Origin of the sequence: Polyangium spumosum, from assembly GCF_009649845.1 — a bacterium.
Classification (GTDB): Bacteria; Myxococcota_A; Polyangia; order Polyangiales; family Polyangiaceae; genus Polyangium; species Polyangium spumosum.
The window spans coordinates 48361-65381 of sequence record NZ_WJIE01000012.1 but is presented as its reverse complement, the minus strand read 5'-3'; the positions used below and the strand labels follow the sequence as shown (position 1 = coordinate 65381).

At 71.2% G+C, this 17021-nt stretch carries 13 protein-coding genes; 3 read left to right on the top strand and 10 right to left on the bottom strand.

Features of this window, described 5'->3' with window-relative positions; translation table 11 throughout:
• Nucleotides 1-73 precede the first annotated feature (73 nt).
• On the bottom strand, nt 74-1687 hold the full coding sequence (locus tag GF068_RS32175) for a L,D-transpeptidase (protein WP_153823352.1): 1614 nt from the start codon (nt 1685-1687) through the stop codon (nt 74-76).
• Nucleotides 1688-1843: 156 nt separating this feature from the next.
• Here GF068_RS32175 and GF068_RS44520 point away from each other — a divergent pair, with 156 nt between their 5' ends.
• The gene (locus GF068_RS44520) at nt 1844-3340 is read left to right on the top strand and encodes a hypothetical protein (protein WP_153823351.1); all 1497 of its coding nucleotides are present in this window, start codon (nt 1844-1846) and stop codon (nt 3338-3340) included.
• A gap of 10 nt (nt 3341-3350) precedes the next feature.
• Nucleotides 3351-4487, top strand: a complete 1137-nt coding sequence (locus GF068_RS32165; protein ID WP_153823350.1) for an acyl-CoA dehydrogenase family protein — start codon at nt 3351-3353, stop codon at nt 4485-4487.
• A gap of 9 nt (nt 4488-4496) precedes the next feature.
• Here GF068_RS32165 and GF068_RS32160 read toward each other — a convergent pair whose 3' ends face one another.
• The 7 genes from GF068_RS32160 to hxsC4 form a co-directional block, all read right to left on the bottom strand.
• Nucleotides 4497-4661, bottom strand: a complete 165-nt coding sequence (locus GF068_RS32160; RefSeq protein WP_153823349.1) for a hypothetical protein — start codon at nt 4659-4661, stop codon at nt 4497-4499.
• 52 nt (nt 4662-4713) lie between these two features.
• Nucleotides 4714-5469, bottom strand: a complete 756-nt coding sequence (locus GF068_RS32155; RefSeq protein ID WP_240807717.1) for an AgmX/PglI C-terminal domain-containing protein — start codon at nt 5467-5469, stop codon at nt 4714-4716.
• A complete protein-coding gene (locus GF068_RS32150) occupies nt 5466-6593 on the bottom strand; it encodes an acyl-CoA dehydrogenase family protein (protein WP_153823348.1) in 1128 nt (375 codons plus the stop codon). The genes GF068_RS32155 and GF068_RS32150 overlap by 4 nt, the downstream gene beginning before the upstream one ends.
• A gap of 46 nt (nt 6594-6639) precedes the next feature.
• Nucleotides 6640-7668, bottom strand: a complete 1029-nt coding sequence (locus tag GF068_RS32145) for a tetratricopeptide repeat protein (protein WP_153823347.1) — start codon at nt 7666-7668, stop codon at nt 6640-6642.
• Nucleotides 7640-9400 carry a protein kinase domain-containing protein gene (locus tag GF068_RS32140; protein ID WP_153823346.1) on the bottom strand — a complete coding sequence of 587 codons (1761 nt, stop codon included), beginning with the start codon at nt 9398-9400 and terminating at the stop codon, nt 7640-7642. The genes GF068_RS32145 and GF068_RS32140 overlap by 29 nt, the downstream gene beginning before the upstream one ends.
• Before the next feature lie 52 nt (nt 9401-9452).
• A complete protein-coding gene (locus tag GF068_RS32135; protein ID WP_153823345.1) occupies nt 9453-10307 on the bottom strand; it encodes a sensor histidine kinase in 855 nt (284 codons plus the stop codon).
• Nucleotides 10308-10433: 126 nt separating this feature from the next.
• On the bottom strand, nt 10434-11471 hold the full coding sequence (hxsC4, locus tag GF068_RS32130) for a radical SAM protein HxsC4 (protein ID WP_153823344.1): 1038 nt from the start codon (nt 11469-11471) through the stop codon (nt 10434-10436).
• An 87-nt stretch (nt 11472-11558) separates the two neighbouring features.
• Here hxsC4 and GF068_RS32125 point away from each other — a divergent pair, with 87 nt between their 5' ends.
• Nucleotides 11559-12704 (top strand): acyl-CoA dehydrogenase family protein, encoded by a 1146-nt coding sequence (locus tag GF068_RS32125; RefSeq protein ID WP_153823343.1) that lies wholly within the window; start codon nt 11559-11561, stop codon nt 12702-12704.
• Between the two features lie 415 nt (nt 12705-13119).
• On the opposite strand, the gene GF068_RS32120 is transcribed toward GF068_RS32125, so the two are convergent.
• The gene (locus GF068_RS32120) at nt 13120-14601 is read right to left on the bottom strand and encodes a serine/threonine-protein kinase (protein WP_153823342.1); all 1482 of its coding nucleotides are present in this window, start codon (nt 14599-14601) and stop codon (nt 13120-13122) included.
• Entirely contained in the window at nt 14598-16943 is a 2346-nt protein-coding gene (locus tag GF068_RS32115) for a FecR domain-containing protein (RefSeq protein ID WP_170319805.1), read from the bottom strand. Before GF068_RS32115 ends, GF068_RS32120 begins: the two co-directional genes overlap by 4 nt.
• Nucleotides 16944-17021 lie beyond the last annotated feature (78 nt).

Here is a 17021-nt window from a genome sequence, read left to right as displayed (position 1 = left end):
CAGGGCTTGCCCTGGTCCGGGTCGAGGGGCGGACAGCCCCTCGTCGGGTCCGGGGTGAAGCCCCGGCGCGACGCTACCGGCGGATCCGCACGATCGTGCTCTGCCCGAACTCCTTCACGGCGCGCATGCCGTGCCAGCCCTCCGGCACCGAAGGGTCGGTCCAGTCGAAGACCCATTTCGCGTCGATCGGCGCGAGGTTCACGCAGCCGCCGCTCTTCGGCTCGCCCCAGGCGTCGTGCCAGTAGGCGCCGTGCAGCGCGTGGGGGCCGCTGAAGTTCAGGACCCAGTTCACCTCGGCGTGCACGAGGTTCTCGTCGGAGCTCGAGACCATCGACGCCGTGCGGAACTTGCCGTCGACGCGGAAGAGGCCGACGGGCGTGGACGCGGTCTTCAGCGGATCGATCCCCGGATACGGGACGCCGCCGCGGCCCGGGGAGATCATCGTCGCGTACACCGGGCGCAGGCCCTCGTAAGCCACGAACGTCCCATTCAGGACCCGCACGTCGACCCATTTGCTCGTCGATGGGTCCTTGGCTTTGAGCCACGGCGCCTCGGTGACGGCCTCGACGATCTGCGCGTCCTCGGCGAGGACGTACACGCCGCTCTCCTTCGTCTCGACGAACGTTTTGCCGTCCTGCTCGATCCTCGCGCCGGTGAGGCCGACCCAGCCGAGGCGCGGGAAGGTCTCGTCGGTCTTCACGAGCTTCCCGTCGTCGCCCGTTTTCCATTTCGCGCGAGGCTTCTGGCGGAAGAAGGCGAGCGGGAGCTTGACGTCCTCGCCGAGTGTGACGCCGTGGAACGTCGAGCGTGGGTAGAGCTTGATGCGATCTTTCGGGATGATCGCCTGGTCGGCCGTGAGCACGAAGGTGCGGCCGCCGGATTCGAACGAGCGCACGAAGGCGATCGTCGAGCCGAGCTGGACCGACCTGCGCGCTTCGCGCACGAGTGGGCCGAACGGCAAGAGCTCGGGCGGGCCTTCGCCGGCGGGGGCGAGGTCGACGCCGACGAGGGCTTTGTCGATGGCGGCGATCGCCTCGGGATCCCCGGCGGCGGCGCGGGCCTTCTCGACCTTGGCCTCGTGGCGCTCGAGGTCCCATTCGACGGCCTGTTGCTCGGCGCGCGTGGGGATGTGGTCGTAACGCGGGGCGCCGATGGATTCGCCGTACTGGTAGGGCCAGGGCGAGCTCACGTCGGCCGCGTCGCGCCGCAGGATGACCACGGCCGGGTCTTTTTCGTCGATCGTCGCGGCGGCGCCGGCGCAGACGTAACCACGCGGCTCGACGGCGTACCAGGCGTCGCAGCCGCCGAAGCCCTTGACCTGCGCGGCCTCGACGCTGCCGCCCTTGAGCGGCACGGAGCTGCCGAGGGCGAGGTAGCCGAGCCAGGCGCGGCTCGCGCCGGGCTGGGGGTGAATCCAGGCGAAACGACCCTTCGACCAGATACGCGGCGCCGCGGGCGCGGGGGCAGGCGCGGGTGCGGGTGCGGCGGCAGCGGACGCCGAAGCGGGGGCGGGCGCGGGGGCGGCGGCGGGGGGCGCCGGGGGCATCAGCTCTGCGGCGGGGCTCGGGCTCGGCGTCGGCTCGGTCTTGGCGCTCGTGCACCCCGAAAGCGCTGCGAGGGCGACGAGGCCCGCGCACGGCGCACCGTGGACGAACGCGGGGGGCCTGGGAGCAGGGGCGCGAGTCATGGCGGGGGCGGCAGAGCCGTGGCGAGTTCCCAGTTACGCGTTTGACGCCCGGTGTGCAAAACATTTAACCTGGCGGAGCCCTCTGCGCGGGAGGGAAGAGCCATTTTGGGCCACCCGCGTCGGGGCAGGTTCGTGTCGTCGAGGAGGCGCCGTCCGATGAGCTTGGGGCACCGTTACCATGGGCGGATCGTCTTGATCGGGTCGTTCGTCGCCGCGCTGTTCGCGGCGTGCGCGCAGGGCAATCACGTCGAACCCACGGGAGGCGCCGCCAGCGGCGGCGCGGGCGGCGAGGGCGGCGGAGGGATTCCTCCGGGCCAGATCGGCGGCCCTTGTGACGACGACACGCCTTGCGAGCAGGGCGAGTGCACGAACGTCGGCCCGAACAAGTACTGCGTGGTGCCTTGCCCGCCCGCTTGTCCCGACGGCACGTACTGCGCGATCATCAACGGCGACTCGATCTGCGTGCCCGACCTCGGCGCCCAGTGCCGGCCGTGCGTCACGTTCCTGCAATGCTCGAACCCCTCGGACGCGTGCTTGACGGCGCCGGCGGGAGACAAGTTCTGCGCGCGAGATTGCACGACGGACGGCGAGTGCCCGAACGGCTTCACGTGCATGGAAGGCGCGAAGTATCCGCCGACGCAGGGCGGCGAGGTGCCGGACGCAGGCGCGGGGGACGACGCGGGCGGCGGCGGCGCGGGCGGCGAGGGAGGCGCGGGAGGCGCGGGCGGCGGCGCACCCGACGCGGGGACGACCAAGCCGCCGCCGGGGCAGGCCTACAAGTTCTGCGTGCCCAACGTGCCGTTCTCGTGCCGGTGCGACGAGAAGCGGGACGGCGTCGAGAAGGGCTGCTCGAACTCGAACCAGTTCGGCACCTGCGTGGGCGTCGAGACGTGCAACGGCGAGTCGGGGAATTTCGAGGGCTGCACGGCGAAGGTCCCCGCGGCCGAGGCGTGCAACGTCATCGACGACGACTGCGACGGGGCGATCGACGAGGGCGAGCCGAACGAGCTCTGCAGCGCGGAGGGGCCGGTGCCGCCGCACGCGTCGTGGGCTTGCAGCGAGCAAGGCAAGTGCGAGCTCGGCCCGTGCGAGCCCGGCTGGTCCGCCTACCCGCCCGGCCCCATCGCGGACGGCTGCACGTGTCCGGTCGAGATGGGCGAGCCGAACGACCTCTGCATGAACGCGACGCCCGCGGGCAGCGTGAGCGACACGAGCGGGAGCAGCATCACGATCACGGGCACGCTCGGGGGCGCGGGTGACGTCGACGTGTGGTCGTTCGACACGGTCGACACGGCCGAGGGCAACGTGACGAACTCGTACCACGTGAGCATCGACTTCGTGTCGCCGACGCCGAACGACGAGTTCGTGATCGACGTGATCCGCGGCGACGCGTGCACGGATACGCCCGCGGGCGGCGGGGTGGGGATCACGTCGTACGACTGGTGCGTCGACGGCAAGTCGGCCGACGGGCTCCAGGGCGAGGCGCCTTGCTCCAACACCGGGGCGCAGCCCACGCACTGCAACGACAACTCGACGAAGTACTACGTGCGCGTCTACCGCAAGCTCGGGGCCCAGGGGACGTGCACGCAGTACAGCCTGCTCGTGACGGCGGCGGGCGGCGATCCTTGCGATTTCACGCAGAAGTGCCAGTAACGGCCTGACCATGGACCTCGAGCCGAACGAGACCGAGGCGCTCGTCCTGCGCACGGCGCGCGACTACGCAGAGCGGGTGATCCGGCCCATCGCGGCGGATCTGGATCGAGACAAGGACATCCCGCGCGAGGTCCTGCGAGGGCTCGCCGAGCTCGGCTTGATGGGCGTGAACGTGCCCGCCGCGCTCGGCGGGGCCGAGGCGGGCGTCGTGGCGTACGCGCTGGCGATGATGGAGATCGCGCGCGCGTGCGCCTCCACGGCCGTGACGATGAGCGTGACGAACATGGTCGCGGAGGTGATCGCGCGCTTCGGCACGGAGGCGCAACGCGAGCGTCACGTGCCGCGGATCTGCGCGGGCGAGTACGCGGCCGGCGCGTTCGCTTTGAGCGAGCCCGAGGCCGGCAGCGATCCCGGCTCGATGCGGACCGTGGCCGAGCGGACCGAGCACGGCTGGGTGCTGCGCGGGCAGAAGCAGTGGATCACGAACGGCGCGTGGGCAGGCGTGTTCGTGGTCTGGGCCCGCACGGGCGGGCCGGGGACGCGTGGTTTGTCCGCGTTCCTCGTGGAGGGCGGGACGCCGGGGCTGCGTTGTGGCCGGCCCGAGGACAAACTCGGCCTGCGCGCGTCGAACACGGTGCCGATCACGCTCGACGACTGCAAGGTGCCGGCGGACGCGTTGCTCGGCAGCGAGGGCGAGGGCTTCAAGATCGCGATGATGGCGCTCGACGGCGGCCGGATCGGGATCGCGTCGCAGGCCGTCGGCATCGCGACGGCGGCGCTCGAGGAGGCCACGCAGTACGCCCGCGAGCGCAAGCAGTTCGGCCGATCGATCGGCGACTACGAGGCGATCCAGTGGTCGCTCGCGGACTGCCGCACGGAGCTCGAGGCGGCGCGTGCGCTCACGCTGCGCGCGGCGTGGCTGAAGGAGATGGGGCGCCCGTTCTCGGCCGAGGCGGCGATGGCGAAGCTCTACGCGAGCGAGGCGGCGAACCGCATCTGCCAGCGCGCGCTGCAGATCCACGGCGGCTACGGCTACGTGCGCGACTTCGCGGTGGAGCGTCACCTGCGCGACGCGCGCGTGACCACGATCTACGAGGGGACGAGCGAGATTCAGCGGATCGTCATCGCCCGGAGCGCGACGCGCTGAAGCGCGCCTTCAGACGAAGATCCGCGTCAGGACGAAGACGACGACCGCGATCACGGCCCCGAGCAGGAGCGTGAAGAGCAGGACGCGCTTCAGGATGGCGCGGAGCCTGTTCTTGAGGAGCGTCTTGACGAGCTTCCAGAGGAGGCCGAGGACTTCACGGATGAGCTTCCACACCCGCGGATCCTAGCGCGACCACGCGGGCGGCGCCCCTCGGCCGGAGACTTCTTCACTCCGCGACGAGGGACACCTTGCCGGCGTAACTTCCAGGCGACGGGAAGCTCATCCCGCGCAGCGCGTCGACCACACACGTGGCGGCGGCTTCGCCCTTGGGATCGGCGCTCGAGACGCCGACGGCGAGGGGCTTGCCGTCGGTGTCGATGTACATCGTGGCCTTGAGCGCGCCGGCGCCTTGGCTCGCGCGGCACGTGGCGAGCGCTTGTTTGGCCTTGGGCAGCTCCTTGCCCAGGCGATCGGGCTCGAGCTCGACGGGCGGGCGCTCGTCGGCGCTCGGATCGAAGGAGAAGCCGCCCTCGGCGAGGCCCTCCTTGCCGCCGACGGGCGAAGGCCAGGTCGCGCCGCGCAGCGCGCCGAGCATACACGACTCGGTCTCGCGATCGCCGAGCGTCGACTCCTTGAGGTAAGCGACGGTCGCCGTGCCGCCCTGCGCGATCCGCAAGGCGAAGCGGATCTCGCCGCCCATGAAGGGGATGCGGCGCACGCCGTCGTGGAAACACGCGCTGAGCTTGCCCTGGGCGCGCTCGAGCGTGGAGTTCACCTTGTCCTGATCGAGCGCGCCGATCTCGGCCTCGAAGTTGGCGCCGCCATTCCCGCCGCTCGTCTGCGTCTCGCTCCCGCCCGTCTCCGGCGGCTTGTTCTGCGTCACCTCGCCGCCGCAACCCGCGAGCGACGGTAGCGCCATGGCCGCGACGACGAGGGCCCGAAGAGAACCCAAACCCAGGCTTTTTTCGTTGCTCTTCATCATCCCTTCAACATGGTTTGCGTGATGATCGATCGCTGCGTTCCGCTGCTCTCCTCGACGAGCTCCGTGGTGCGCGCGTCGCGGAGATGACGTCCGAGGCCCTCGCCCGCGCCGCCGCCGCGCGCGCCGAGGATGTCCATGGCGCGGTGCGCGACGCGGGTCGACATCTCGGTGGCGAAGAGCTTGCCGATGGATCGCTCGGCCGAAGAAGGGTGGCCGCGATCCGCGAGGTGCGCGGCGCGCAGGACGAGCAGGCGCGCCGCCTCGATGTCGACGTTCATGTCGGCGAGCTGGGCCTGCGCGCCGAGCAGGCCGGGGGTCTTCACGCGATCCTGCGTGCGCTTCACGTGGGCCGCCGCCTTCTCGAAGGCCACGCGCGCTACACCGATGGCCTCGGCCGCGACGGCGATCCGCGCGTCCTCGAGCGCAGCCGCGGCGAGCGCCGAGCCCTCACCCGCCGCGCCGATCACGAGAGACGCATCCACGCGAACGCCGCGCGCCCGCAGCGTCGCCGCGCCCGCCGCGCGTCGGCCCACGAGAGCGTCCACGGGCACGATCTCGAGGCCCGCCGCGTCACGCGGGACGAGCAGCGCGACGAGGCGCGGATCGTTCGGGTCCGGGTTCGTCGCAGCGAACACGACGAAGACGTCCGCGTCGCGGCCCAGGGTGACGGGGCCGGCCTCGCCATCGAGGACGAACCCTCCGGCGTCGCTTGCCTTCGCCGAGAGGAGAAGGGGATCGGCGGGATCGGGCATCGCGGCCGCGCCGAGCGAAGCGCCTCGCGCGAGCGCGGCGAGGTGCGTTCGTTTTTGAGCCTCGCTCCCGGCGCGGGCGAGCACGCGTGCTGCGAGCGTCACGTGTGTCCCCACGAGCGCGGCCGAGCTCGCGCAGGCCGCGGCGAGCTCCTCGATCACGAGCGCGAGGGCGACGAGGTCGCCGCCCGAGCCGCCGTGCTCCTCGGGGATCGTGAGGCCGAGCAGGCCGGCGTCGCCGAGGCGACGCGCGAGCCCTTCGGGCAGGCGCGCCTCTCGATCGAGCTCGACGGCCCGCGGCGCGAGGTCACGCGCGGCGAGCTCACGCGCGGCTGCTTGGAGACGCTTTTGTTCTTCGGTGAGGTCGAAGTCCATGGCAGGTCGTTCTCTCGGGTGACCGGGTCGTCCGTGGTCTCCTGGCTCAGAACGAGCCCAGGATCGAGGCCCCTCCGCCGTGCGGGCCGAACGAGGGGACGAGCCACGCGCGGGCCGCCTCGGCGCCGGGCTCTTTCGCCGGGGAGCGTGAGACGAGGAAAAGCACCACGCCCGCGCCGAGGGCCGCGGCGCCCACGCCGAAGCCGATCGTCGAGGCGAGGGCCTTCGTCTGCGCGCCCTCGACGAGCGCGAACCCCGCGGCAGAGCACTTCTTCGCAGGGCAAAGCGGATCCGCCTCGCCGACGTCGCTCGTCGCGAGCCCGCCCATGACCGCGCCCACGCCGAGCGCGGCGATGCCCACGCCCCCCGCGATGAACGCCGCGGTGCGCAGGCCGTTCGAGCTCTTCTCGGCGCCACGCGCGCCGCCCTCGTCGACGGGCCCGCGCGCGCTCGGCGCCGCCGCGAGCGCGGGCACCGAGACCACCTTCTGATCGGCATCTTTGCCGACGACGACCTTCGTGGACCAGGGCAAGAACCCGGGCGCCGCGGCCTCGATCGTGTGCTCGCCCGGATCGACGGGGATGGGTTCGCCGAGCAAGGCGGACCCGAGGACCTCGCCGTTGCGCTTGATCACGAGGCCCGCCGCGGGTTTGTCCACGTTGATGCGCAGGCGCGAGAGCCTGGGGGCGAGTTTGTCTGCGAACTCCTCGGCGATCCGCTGGCGATCGGTTTGTCCCGTCGCGCGCGCGAGGTTCGCGGCTTCCTTGTAACGCGCCCACGCCGTGGCCGTGCGGCCGAGCTGATCGCTGCAGAGCGCCAGGTTGAGCAGCGCGCCGACCGAGGGATCGAGCCGCACGCTCTCCTCGAACCTGGGGCAAGCCTCCGCGGGTTTGCCCTGGTCCATGAACTCCCGACCACGCACGAAGGCCTCCTCGGCGATGGCCTTGTTGTCGCCGCCCTGCGCCGCCGCCGGGGCGTGCGCGAGCGTGATCGCGGCCGCGAGCGTGAGCGCGACCGCGCGGAGCCGGGCCGGGCTCGTCTTGCTGCTAGCGGTACTGGAGCGCGGTGTTCGCATCTCTCTTCGTCGTGCTCGTCGGAGCCGGCGTCGCCTTGCCCGGGGCCTTCGTGCCGGGTGGAGGCGTCACGGGCGCGCTCATGCTGGATGCGGATGCGGCCGTCGTCGGCGTCGCAGAGGCCGAGGCGTCCGGCGCGGCCGTTTGCTCGGGCGCGGGCGCGGGCGCGGGCGCGGGCGTCGCAACCTTCTCCGCTTCGACCGGGGGCGCGGGGATCGTAGCGCTGTCCTGCGGAGCCCCCGTCGCCACCGGCGTGGGGCCCGACTCCATGCTCGCGCGGAACACGAAGATGAGCCCGCCGATGAGGATGCCGATGAGCGCGCCGAGGCCGAGCGCGACGAACAGGAAGGATCGACCTCCCTCGGGCTCTCGCTTCGTGCGCGCGGCGCTCGCGAAGGCGGCGGCCGCATGCGCGCTCCGCGGGCCATCGTAGAGATCGGCCTCGATGCGGCTGAGGTCGGGCTCGATCACCTCGGGCGGCGCGCTCGTCGCGAGCGAGAGGATGGCCGGCGCGGTCGTCGTCCCCAAGGCAGGCAGCTCCGGCGCGGAGGCGATCTGCACGGGCAGCGGCATCGTCTTGTGCGCGGTCTGCGCCGCAGCGACCTCCGGCGGCGCCGCCGCGGAGGCGAGCGTCGAGCCTACGACCGAGCCGCGCCTGCCCGTGTTCCCGAGCGGCGTGGTGCTCGGGCCCTCGGGCAGCTCCGCGGTCACGCGCGTGTTCGGGGCCGTATACGCGGGCAACGTCGGCTGGGAGGGCATACGTCGCGGCTCGGCGTCGGGCGCCCCTTCGGCGAGGGGCAACGGCAGGCCGGCCATACGCGCGATCCGATCGAGCGTGCTCTGCGATCGTGGCGGCGCGTAGGGCGCGAGCGCGACGGCGAACTCGGCGATCGACGGGTAACGCAGGTTCTTGTCGCGCTCGTAGGCGCGCGCCAGCCGCGCGGCGAGGTCTCCGGGCAGCTCGGGGCGGAAGTCGCGCAGGGGCCGCGGCGTGCCGGTGAGCACCTCGGCGCAGAGCTGCGGCAAGGTCTCGGCGAAGAACGGCTGCGTGCCCGCGAGCAGCTCGAAGAGCGTGATGCCGAGCGAGTAGATGTCGGTGCGGTGATCGACGCCGCGTGTCTCCTGCATCTGCTCGGGCGACATGTAGAGCGCCGAGCCCATCGCGGTGGACGTGCGGGTGAGCGCGTGATCGCCGGCCGCGCCTTGCATCTTGGAGATGCCGAAGTCGAGCAGCTTGACGAGCGGCGAGCCGTCGGGGCGGCGGGCGAGGAAGAGGTTCGCGGGCTTGAGATCGCGGTGGATGATCCCGTACGAGTGCGCCTCGGCGATGGCCTCGCAGGCCTGCAGGACGTAGTCGATCGCGTCGGGCACGGCGAGGACGCCGTCCTTGAGGTGCGCCGCGAGGTCCTTGCCGTCGAGGAACTCCATGACCATGTACGGCGCGCCGTTCTCGAGCGTGGCCACGTCGAGGACCCGCGCGACGTGCTCGCTCTTGATCTTCACGGCCGCGCGCGCCTCGCGCTGGAAACGCGCCGAGGCCTCGTGGTGCTCCGCGTACGCGGGCTGCAGGAATTTCAGCGCGACCCGCTCGTCGAGCGCGACGTGCCGGGCCTCGACCACGTACCCCATGCCGCCTTGCCCGAGGACACGCTCGACGCGGTACTTCTGTGCGAGGAGGGTGCCCGGTTCGACGGCGGCCGCCGGCGAGGCTTGGGGAGACGCGTGCGACGTCACGGACCTGGGCCCATGATGGCGCCCGCGACGCTCGGGCGGCAAGAACGTTCTGTCACGTGGACAGCGGAAGATCGAAGCGCACGGCCGTCCCCTTGCCGAGCTCGCTCTCGATCTCGATGTAGCCGCCGACGGCCTCGATGAGGCTCTTGACGACGGAGAGGCCGAGGCCCGTGCCCTTGCCGGAGGGCTTCGTCGTGAAGTACGTCTCGAAGACACGCGCGAGGACCTCGGGCGCCATGCCCGTCCCCGCGTCCTCGACCAGGCAAAACGCGCGGCCCTCCTCGCGAATCTCGCTCACCTCGATGCGGATGAGCCGACCCTCGGGGGGCTGCTCGATCACGGCGTCGGCGGCGTTCGTCACGAGGTTGACGAAGATCTGCTCGAGCTTCGTCCGGCTCATGGCCACGCGCACGGGGGACTTGGGCGCGTGCGTCATGATGCTGACCCGCTTCGTCCTCCCCGAGACGTGCAGCATCGAGAGGACGTCGGCGATCACGGCCGCGACGTCGAGGACCTCTTGCCGATCCTGGCTCGGCGCGCCGAGGTGCAGGAGGTTCCGCGCGTGTTCGGTCAGGTGCGCGACGCCGCGCTCGAGGGCGATGAGATCGTCCGGCTCCGGCGGCTGCCCCGCGGCGGCGCGCATGCGGATGAAGGTCGCGGTGTGGTTCAGGATGGCGGCGACGTTGTTGAGCTCGTGGCCCACGCCCGCGGCGATCGTGCCGAGCGTGGCGAGCCTGTCGGCCTGCAGCAGCCGCGCGCGGGTCCGCTCGAGCTCCTCGGCGAGCCACTTGCGGTGCGCCTCCGGCTCCATCGGGATCGGCGGCACCTCGCTCTTGCGGCTGCCCACGATGACGCTCGAGGGCCCGAGGCTGTGCGGGCCCGACGAGTGCGGGGAGCTCTGGAACATGGGCCTCGGCGGAGGCGGAGCGGGAGGGCGGTTCCCGGGCGGCGATCCCTCGACTCTCCCCCCGCGTCCTTCGCTTTTGCCGTCGCTCATGCCTGCTTCGCCGATGGTATCACGTTCGTCCGGTGATCATCGAGCGTTTGGAGCGCCAACGATCGGGACGAACTCGTCCCAGCCGTAACGCTTGAGGTAGTTGCGCCAGACACCCTCGCATTGCGGCCCGTATTTGCATGTTTCGCACGCGGGCCGTTTGTCCCGCTCGGCCTCGTCGAGATCTTGCCGCGTGACGAGGACGAGCCCCCGGCCGCGTCCGTCCGCCGCGCGCTCGGGGGCGCGCGCGGCCTTCAGGTTGGCCTGATCGCCGAGATCGAAGTGCCGGTAGCGCTCGACGTACCCGCGGTTGAAGTCGGCCACGCCCTCCGTCGTGCAGAGCGGGATGTCCACGAGGAAGGCCATGGGCCGGGCCTCGCCGACGTCCTCGAGGAAGCGCCGGAACGCGGCGGCGATCTCGGTGTACCGCGGGAAGATCTGCTCGAAGTAGGTGTCGGCGCGGCCGTTCGCCTGCATCACGTTGAAGACCACCTGGTCGACGCCGAGCCCGCGCAGGAAGCGGTAGATGTCGAGCAGATGCGGCAGGTTGCGGTCGGTGATCACCGTCGAGGTGTGCAGCTCGACGCCGAAGCGCTTGAGCTTGGTGATGGAGGCGAGGCCGGCGGCGGTTTGTTCGAAGCTGTCGGGGGTGCGGGTGAGGCCCTCGTGTAGCTTCTTCGTGTGGCCGTGGATCGAGACGTAGAACCGGTTCATCCCGGCCTTGGCGAGCAACGCGGCGTAGGGCAGGTGCGAGAGCCTGCGGCCGTTCGTCATCACGCTGATCTTGCGGTAGCCGAGGCCCTTGGCCATCGACACGAGCTCGGGCAGCTCGGGGCGCGTCGTGGGCTCGCCGGAGGTGAAGCAGACCTCCTCGGCGCCCTGGTTCTGCTCGAGGATCCAGCGCACGCGCTCGGCGGTCATCGCCGAGTTGTTCACGTAGCGGCCGTCGCGATCCTCTTCCATGCAGAAGACGCAGTTGTTGTTGCAGACGGCGCCGATCGAGACGTGGATCCGCTCCTCGCGGCCAGAAAGCCGCTCGGCGATGGTCGGCTCGGGGGCAGGGGCTGCGTCGGACAAGCGTCGGCCTCGGGACAAGGGTCGTCTGGCGGGGGGCGCGCGTCAACCGTGGACACGCGGAGGGAGGTTTGGTAGCCCCTGCTTACAATGGACAGGAACCTCTTTCGTGAAGAGCACGAGCTGTTTCGTCAATCCTTCCGCAAGTTCGTCGACCGTGAGGTCAAGCCGAACCAGGAGCGGTGGATGGAGCAGGGGAGCGTCGACCGCGAGGCGTGGCGCAAGGCGGGCGAGGGCGGGTTCCTTTGCCCGTGGCTCGATCCGGCCCACGGCGGCGCCGGCGGGGATTTCCTGCATTCGGTGGTCGTGATCGAGGAGATGGCGCGGTCGTACGACGCGGGCTTCGCGATGTCGCTGCACTCGGACATCGTGGTGCCGTACCTCGAGGCGTTCGGCACGGAGGAGCAGAAGCAGCGCTGGTTGCCCGGCTGCGCGTCGGGTGAGCTCGTGACGGCGATCGCGATGACCGAGCCCGGGACGGGCAGCGATCTCGCGGGGATCGCGACGACGGCCGTGCGCGACGGGGACCATTACGTGCTGAATGGGTCGAAGACGTTCATCTCGAACGGCATCCTGTGCGACCTCTGCATCGTGGCGGCGAAGACGGATACGAGCCCGGAGAACGCGCACCGGGGCATCAGCCTGTTCGTCGTGGAGGCGGGCACGCCCGGCTTCGTGAAGGGCAAGAAGCTGCGCAAGATGGGGCTGCCCTCGCAGGACACGAGCGAGCTCGTGTTCGAGGATTGCCGCGTGCCCGTGAAGAACCGGCTCGGCGAGGAGGGCGGGGGCTTCATGATGCTGATGCAGAAGCTCCAGCAGGAGCGGCTCGTCGTGGCGATCGGGTGTCAGGCGGCGGCGGAGCGGATCCTCGAGGACACGGTGGCGTATTGCAAGGAGCGCAAGGCGTTCGGCAAGCCGATCTCGAAGTTCCAGAACACCCAATTCAAGCTGGCCGAGTGCGCGACGAAGGTCGAGGTGGGCCGCGCGTTCCTCGATCGGCTCATTTCGGAGCACATCGCGGGCAAGTACCTCGTGAAGGAGTGCTCGATGTCGAAGCTCTGGCAGACGGAGATGCTCGGCGAGGTGGTCGACGAGTGTTTGCAGTTCTTCGGCGGGTACGGGTACATGCTCGAATACCCGGTGACGCGGGCGTACATGGATGCGCGCGTGCAGCGGATCTTCGCCGGGACGAACGAGATCATGAAGGTGATCATCGCGAAGCAGATGGGGCTGTAGCGGTCACGCGCGCGCGCGGTGGGCCGCGCGAGAGGGAGGTGTTCGACAGGATCCTCCCCCGCGTCGTCACCCTCGTCTGATTCGCTCGCGGGGACGCAAGAAGGCTCCTGGATCCTGCGAGACGTGCCTCGAACGGACGCAAGACACCCCCCACACGCTGTGGGACCTGCCTCGAACGGACGCAAGACACTCCCCACACGCTGTGGGAGGTGCCTCGAACGTACGCAAGACACCTCCCACACTCTGCTGGAGGTGCCTCGAACGGACGCAAGACACTCCCCACACTCTGTGGGAGGTGCCTCGAACGTAAGCAAGACACCTGCTACACGCTGTGGGAGGTGCCTCGAACGGACGCAAGACACTCCCCACACTCTGTGGGAGGTGCCTCGAACGGACGCGAGGCACCTCCAACACTCTATCTTCCCCGCCTCAAGATCCGCCCGATCTTCTTCCCGAGCCCATCCGGGCTCGCCGGGGCGCTCGCCACGTCGGCCGCGCCCGCCGAGACGAGGCGCGTCATTCGTTCGGGCGTGAGCGACGTGGCGCACACGAGGACCCGCGCCCGCGGCAGGATCCGCGCGACCTCGGCGATCTTCGTGGCCGCCGCCTCCACGTCGCCTCCGGCGTCGACGACGACCACGCCGAGCTTTTGCTGGGCCTTTTCGTCGAGCGCTTCGAGGGGGACGAGGTAGATGCCCTGGGAGGCGAGGCCCGTCACGCAGGCGGCGTCGACGCCCGCTGGACTCGCGAGGCGGATCCATCCGACCTCCGCGAGGCCGTGGCCCGGGTCCGTGGAGTCGAGTGCGCGCGTGGTTTGCCCTTCCCATTGCGGCGCGCGGGACGCTCGGCCGCCGAGCGGCTCGTTGCCTTTGCGCGTGACGAGCTGCGTCGCCAGCGATTGCGGGTCGAGCGCGTCTTCGAGGCGCTGCTTGACGACGGTCGCGCTCGCCGGCCTGCGCTCCGGCTGCTTCGCCAGCATCTCGAGCCGCAGCTTCTCGAGCAGCGGCGGCACGGGCTCCGAGCCCGCGGGGCGCGTGAGCGGCGGCGGCGGCAAAAACAGGTGCGCCGAGATGATTTCGACCGAGTTTTTCCCGAGGAAGGGCGGGCGGCCTTGCAGCATCGCCGTCAGGACGCAGCCGATCGCGTAGATGTCCGTCGAGGGGCCCACCGCGAGCGAATGGCATTGCTCGGGGCTCATGTATTCGGGCGTGCCCCCGACCGCCTCGGGCTGCGTCAAGGTCGGGCCCCGGTCCTCGCCTTTCGGCAGCTCCACGTGCGCGAGGCCAAAATCGAGGATCTTCGCGGTGCGCTTGCCGCCCACGTCCGTCAGGAAGACGTTCTCGGGTTTCAGGTCGCGGTGCACGATGCCGCGCGCGTGCGCCACTTCGAAGGCGTCGCAGATCTGGCCGAGGATGTCCCGCACGTCGGCGAGCGGCGGCGCCGCGTCGCGGTCGCGCAGCCACGCGTGCAGCGTGGTGCCGACGAGGTACTCCATCACGAGGAAGGGGATCCCGTGGTCCTCGCCGAAATCGATCACGCGCACGACGTTCGGGTGATCGAGCAGCGTCGCGGCCCTCGCCTCGCGGTAGAACCTGCGCACGTAGTCGGGCTCGAGCGCGATCTTGTAATGGAGCAGCTTCACCGCGACCGGCATCCGCAAGGTCACGTGCTCGCCGCGGTACACCTCGCCCATTCCGCCGGCGCCGATCCGCGCGAGCAGGCGGTATTTGTCGCCGAGGACCAGGCCGACGTGACCCCCTCCACGCTCGCGAGGGGAGGGGGCGCGTGGCGGATCCTGCGCAGCAATGCCGGTTTGCAGCGTCGTGTGGTGCTGGGCCTCGAGCTCGTCGAGGGCCTCGCTGCCAGGCGGGCGGACGCTGATGCGACGGTCGCTCATCGGCCTTCTCCTTCCAGGCGGAAGCCGAGGGATCCCGTCACCGTGCCCGCCGCCTGCCAGGTGACGCTCTCCGCACGCCCGATCCAGCCGGACAACGTGAGGAAGACCGATCCGCCCGCCTCGACGCCGGCCGTGAGGCCATAAGGGACGACCACGCTGCGGAACGTCCCGATCGTGGCGAGCACGTGCGCGTCGGCGACGACGTACGCCCGGAGCCAGCGGAGCGGGTCGTAGGTCGCGCCGATGAGCAGGTACGGCTGCACCCAGGGGATCCGCGCGGAGGGCTCGCTCAGGAGGAACCGCGCCCCCGCGTTGGCGACCCACGTCATGCGCCCGCGCGCCCCACCCGCGGCGGCGCCGAGGTCGAACATCAGGTCACGCTGGTTCTCGAGCGGAAGGCCGATCCGGAAGAGCGGCGCGATCTCGAGCTCGGACGCCCCGCGCCGGTGGACGAGGTACCGCGCGCCGAGCCAGGCCATGTCCTCGGTGGGTACGCTGCCCGGCATCTGCGCCGCGTCCGCCTGCTCGAAGGGCGTGGTCACGATGAGCGCGTCGAGGCCAAGCGGGCCGAAGGAGCCGCTCACCCGGCCGTTCGCCTGGAAGACGGGGCCGTTCGCGGTGATGCCGGCGCTGAGGCCTCGTCCGACGGTCGCGGGCGCCGTCGGGCTGGTCCAGGGCACGGCCGTGACGCCGGCCGGGCGGAAGGGCGGCAGCCAAGCGCCGAGGTGGCGAGGCGAGGGGGGCCGCGGCGGAGGAGGGGCGGGCTTCTCCGGGACGAGGAGCGTGGTCGCGCCGAGCAGCCTCCCGCGGGCGTCGAGGACGTCGAGCTGGGCGGGTCCACGCGCGGCCGCGACCGGGATCGACGCGCGCAGGGCGCCGCCTTCACCCACGGCGAGCGGGACGGTCTCCACGCGCTCGCCGAGGCGGAGGCGCAGGCGCGGCGCGACACGCGCCGGGATGTCGATGCCGCCGAGGCCCGTCGTGGCGACGCGGACGCGGATCTCGCGCGAGGCCTCGTCGAAGGTCGCCGCGGGCGCGGACGCGACGGGCAAAGGGACGAGGGTGACGCGCTCCTCGAGGCCACTCTTCGTGCGGAAACGCAGCGTCTTCGGGGCTTGCTTGAGCAGGTCGATCTCGGCGGGCGGGGGGCCGAAGGGGCCTTCGTCGAGGGCCACCTCGACCCGGCTGCCGGCCGCGAGCGCGAGGACGCCGTACGGGTTGACCGTGAGGGTCTTGCCCTCGAAGCGTACACCCTCGCCGCGGAGCTCGGCGGCGACGACCTCGATCGTGCGCACGTCGGAGGCGACGCCCAGGTACTCCTCGACGTCGATGGCCCGGACGCGCACGCGGTACGAGCCCGGGGGCATCTTTTCGGCGCGGAAGGAGCGCACGTCGGCGGGGATCTCCTCGCGGACGACGAGGTCGTGAAACCCCTCGTCGCGCGAGACCTCGAGCCGGTAGGCCTTGGCCTTCTCGACGGGCTGCCAGCTCGTGGTGATGACGGCCGTGCCCGGGGGCGCGAGCACGACGGAGGGGGATCCGCCGCCCTCCCAGCGCGGCGCGGGCGGCAGGGGGCGCGGCGGGATCGGGGGCGCGGTCCCTTCGAAGCGCGTGCCGAAGTCCTTCGGGACCGTGACAGAACGTCCGCCCGACTGGACGGAGGCCTTGCCGTCGAAGACCGCCACCGTGGTGCGTGTTTTTTTCCGCTCGACGACCGTGTCGCGGGACGCCGCGCGCACCACGCCGCCGTCGGGCACGGCGACCTCGGCCGGCTCGCCGCGCAGCGCGGACAGACCCGCCTGCACCTCGCCCGCCTCGAGCTCGACCGTCGGCGGCACCTTCGAGACGCGCGTGTTCTTGGCCGTTCCGTAGATCACGACGAGCGTGTTCTGCGCGAGGAAGACGTGCGTGTGGTCGAGGAACTCGATGTGCGCGCGACCCTCGTCCATCGTCTGGACGTTGTGGTTGCGGTAGAGCGAGGCGCCCGTGCCGACCGCGTCCCACGCGCCGCCGGAGGGCCGGCCGCGCACGTCGGGGTGGGCCGATTTGATCCGCGCGTCGGGCACGCTCGTGACGGCCTTCGGCAGGATCAACGTGATGCCCTCGGGCAGGCTTTTGCGGCCCGCGCAGTCGACGCGGTTGTAGCGCTGGATCAGCGGCACGTGCGTGGCCGAGCCGTACATCACCTTGGCGATGTCCTCGCACGTCTCGCCCTTCTGCACGCCCCAGTGCACGATGGGCTCGAGGAAGCCGGGCGGCGGCGGCGTGTCGGCGCGGGCGCGCGGCGCGGCGAAGAGCACGAGGCCGAGGGCGGCCAGAGCTCCTCTCGATGCTGTTCGCATGCCCATTCCTCCGAAGACCACGACCCGCCGCGCGGGGTGCAGGCGCCAGCATAAACGCGGTTCGTGGCCCGTGGCGAG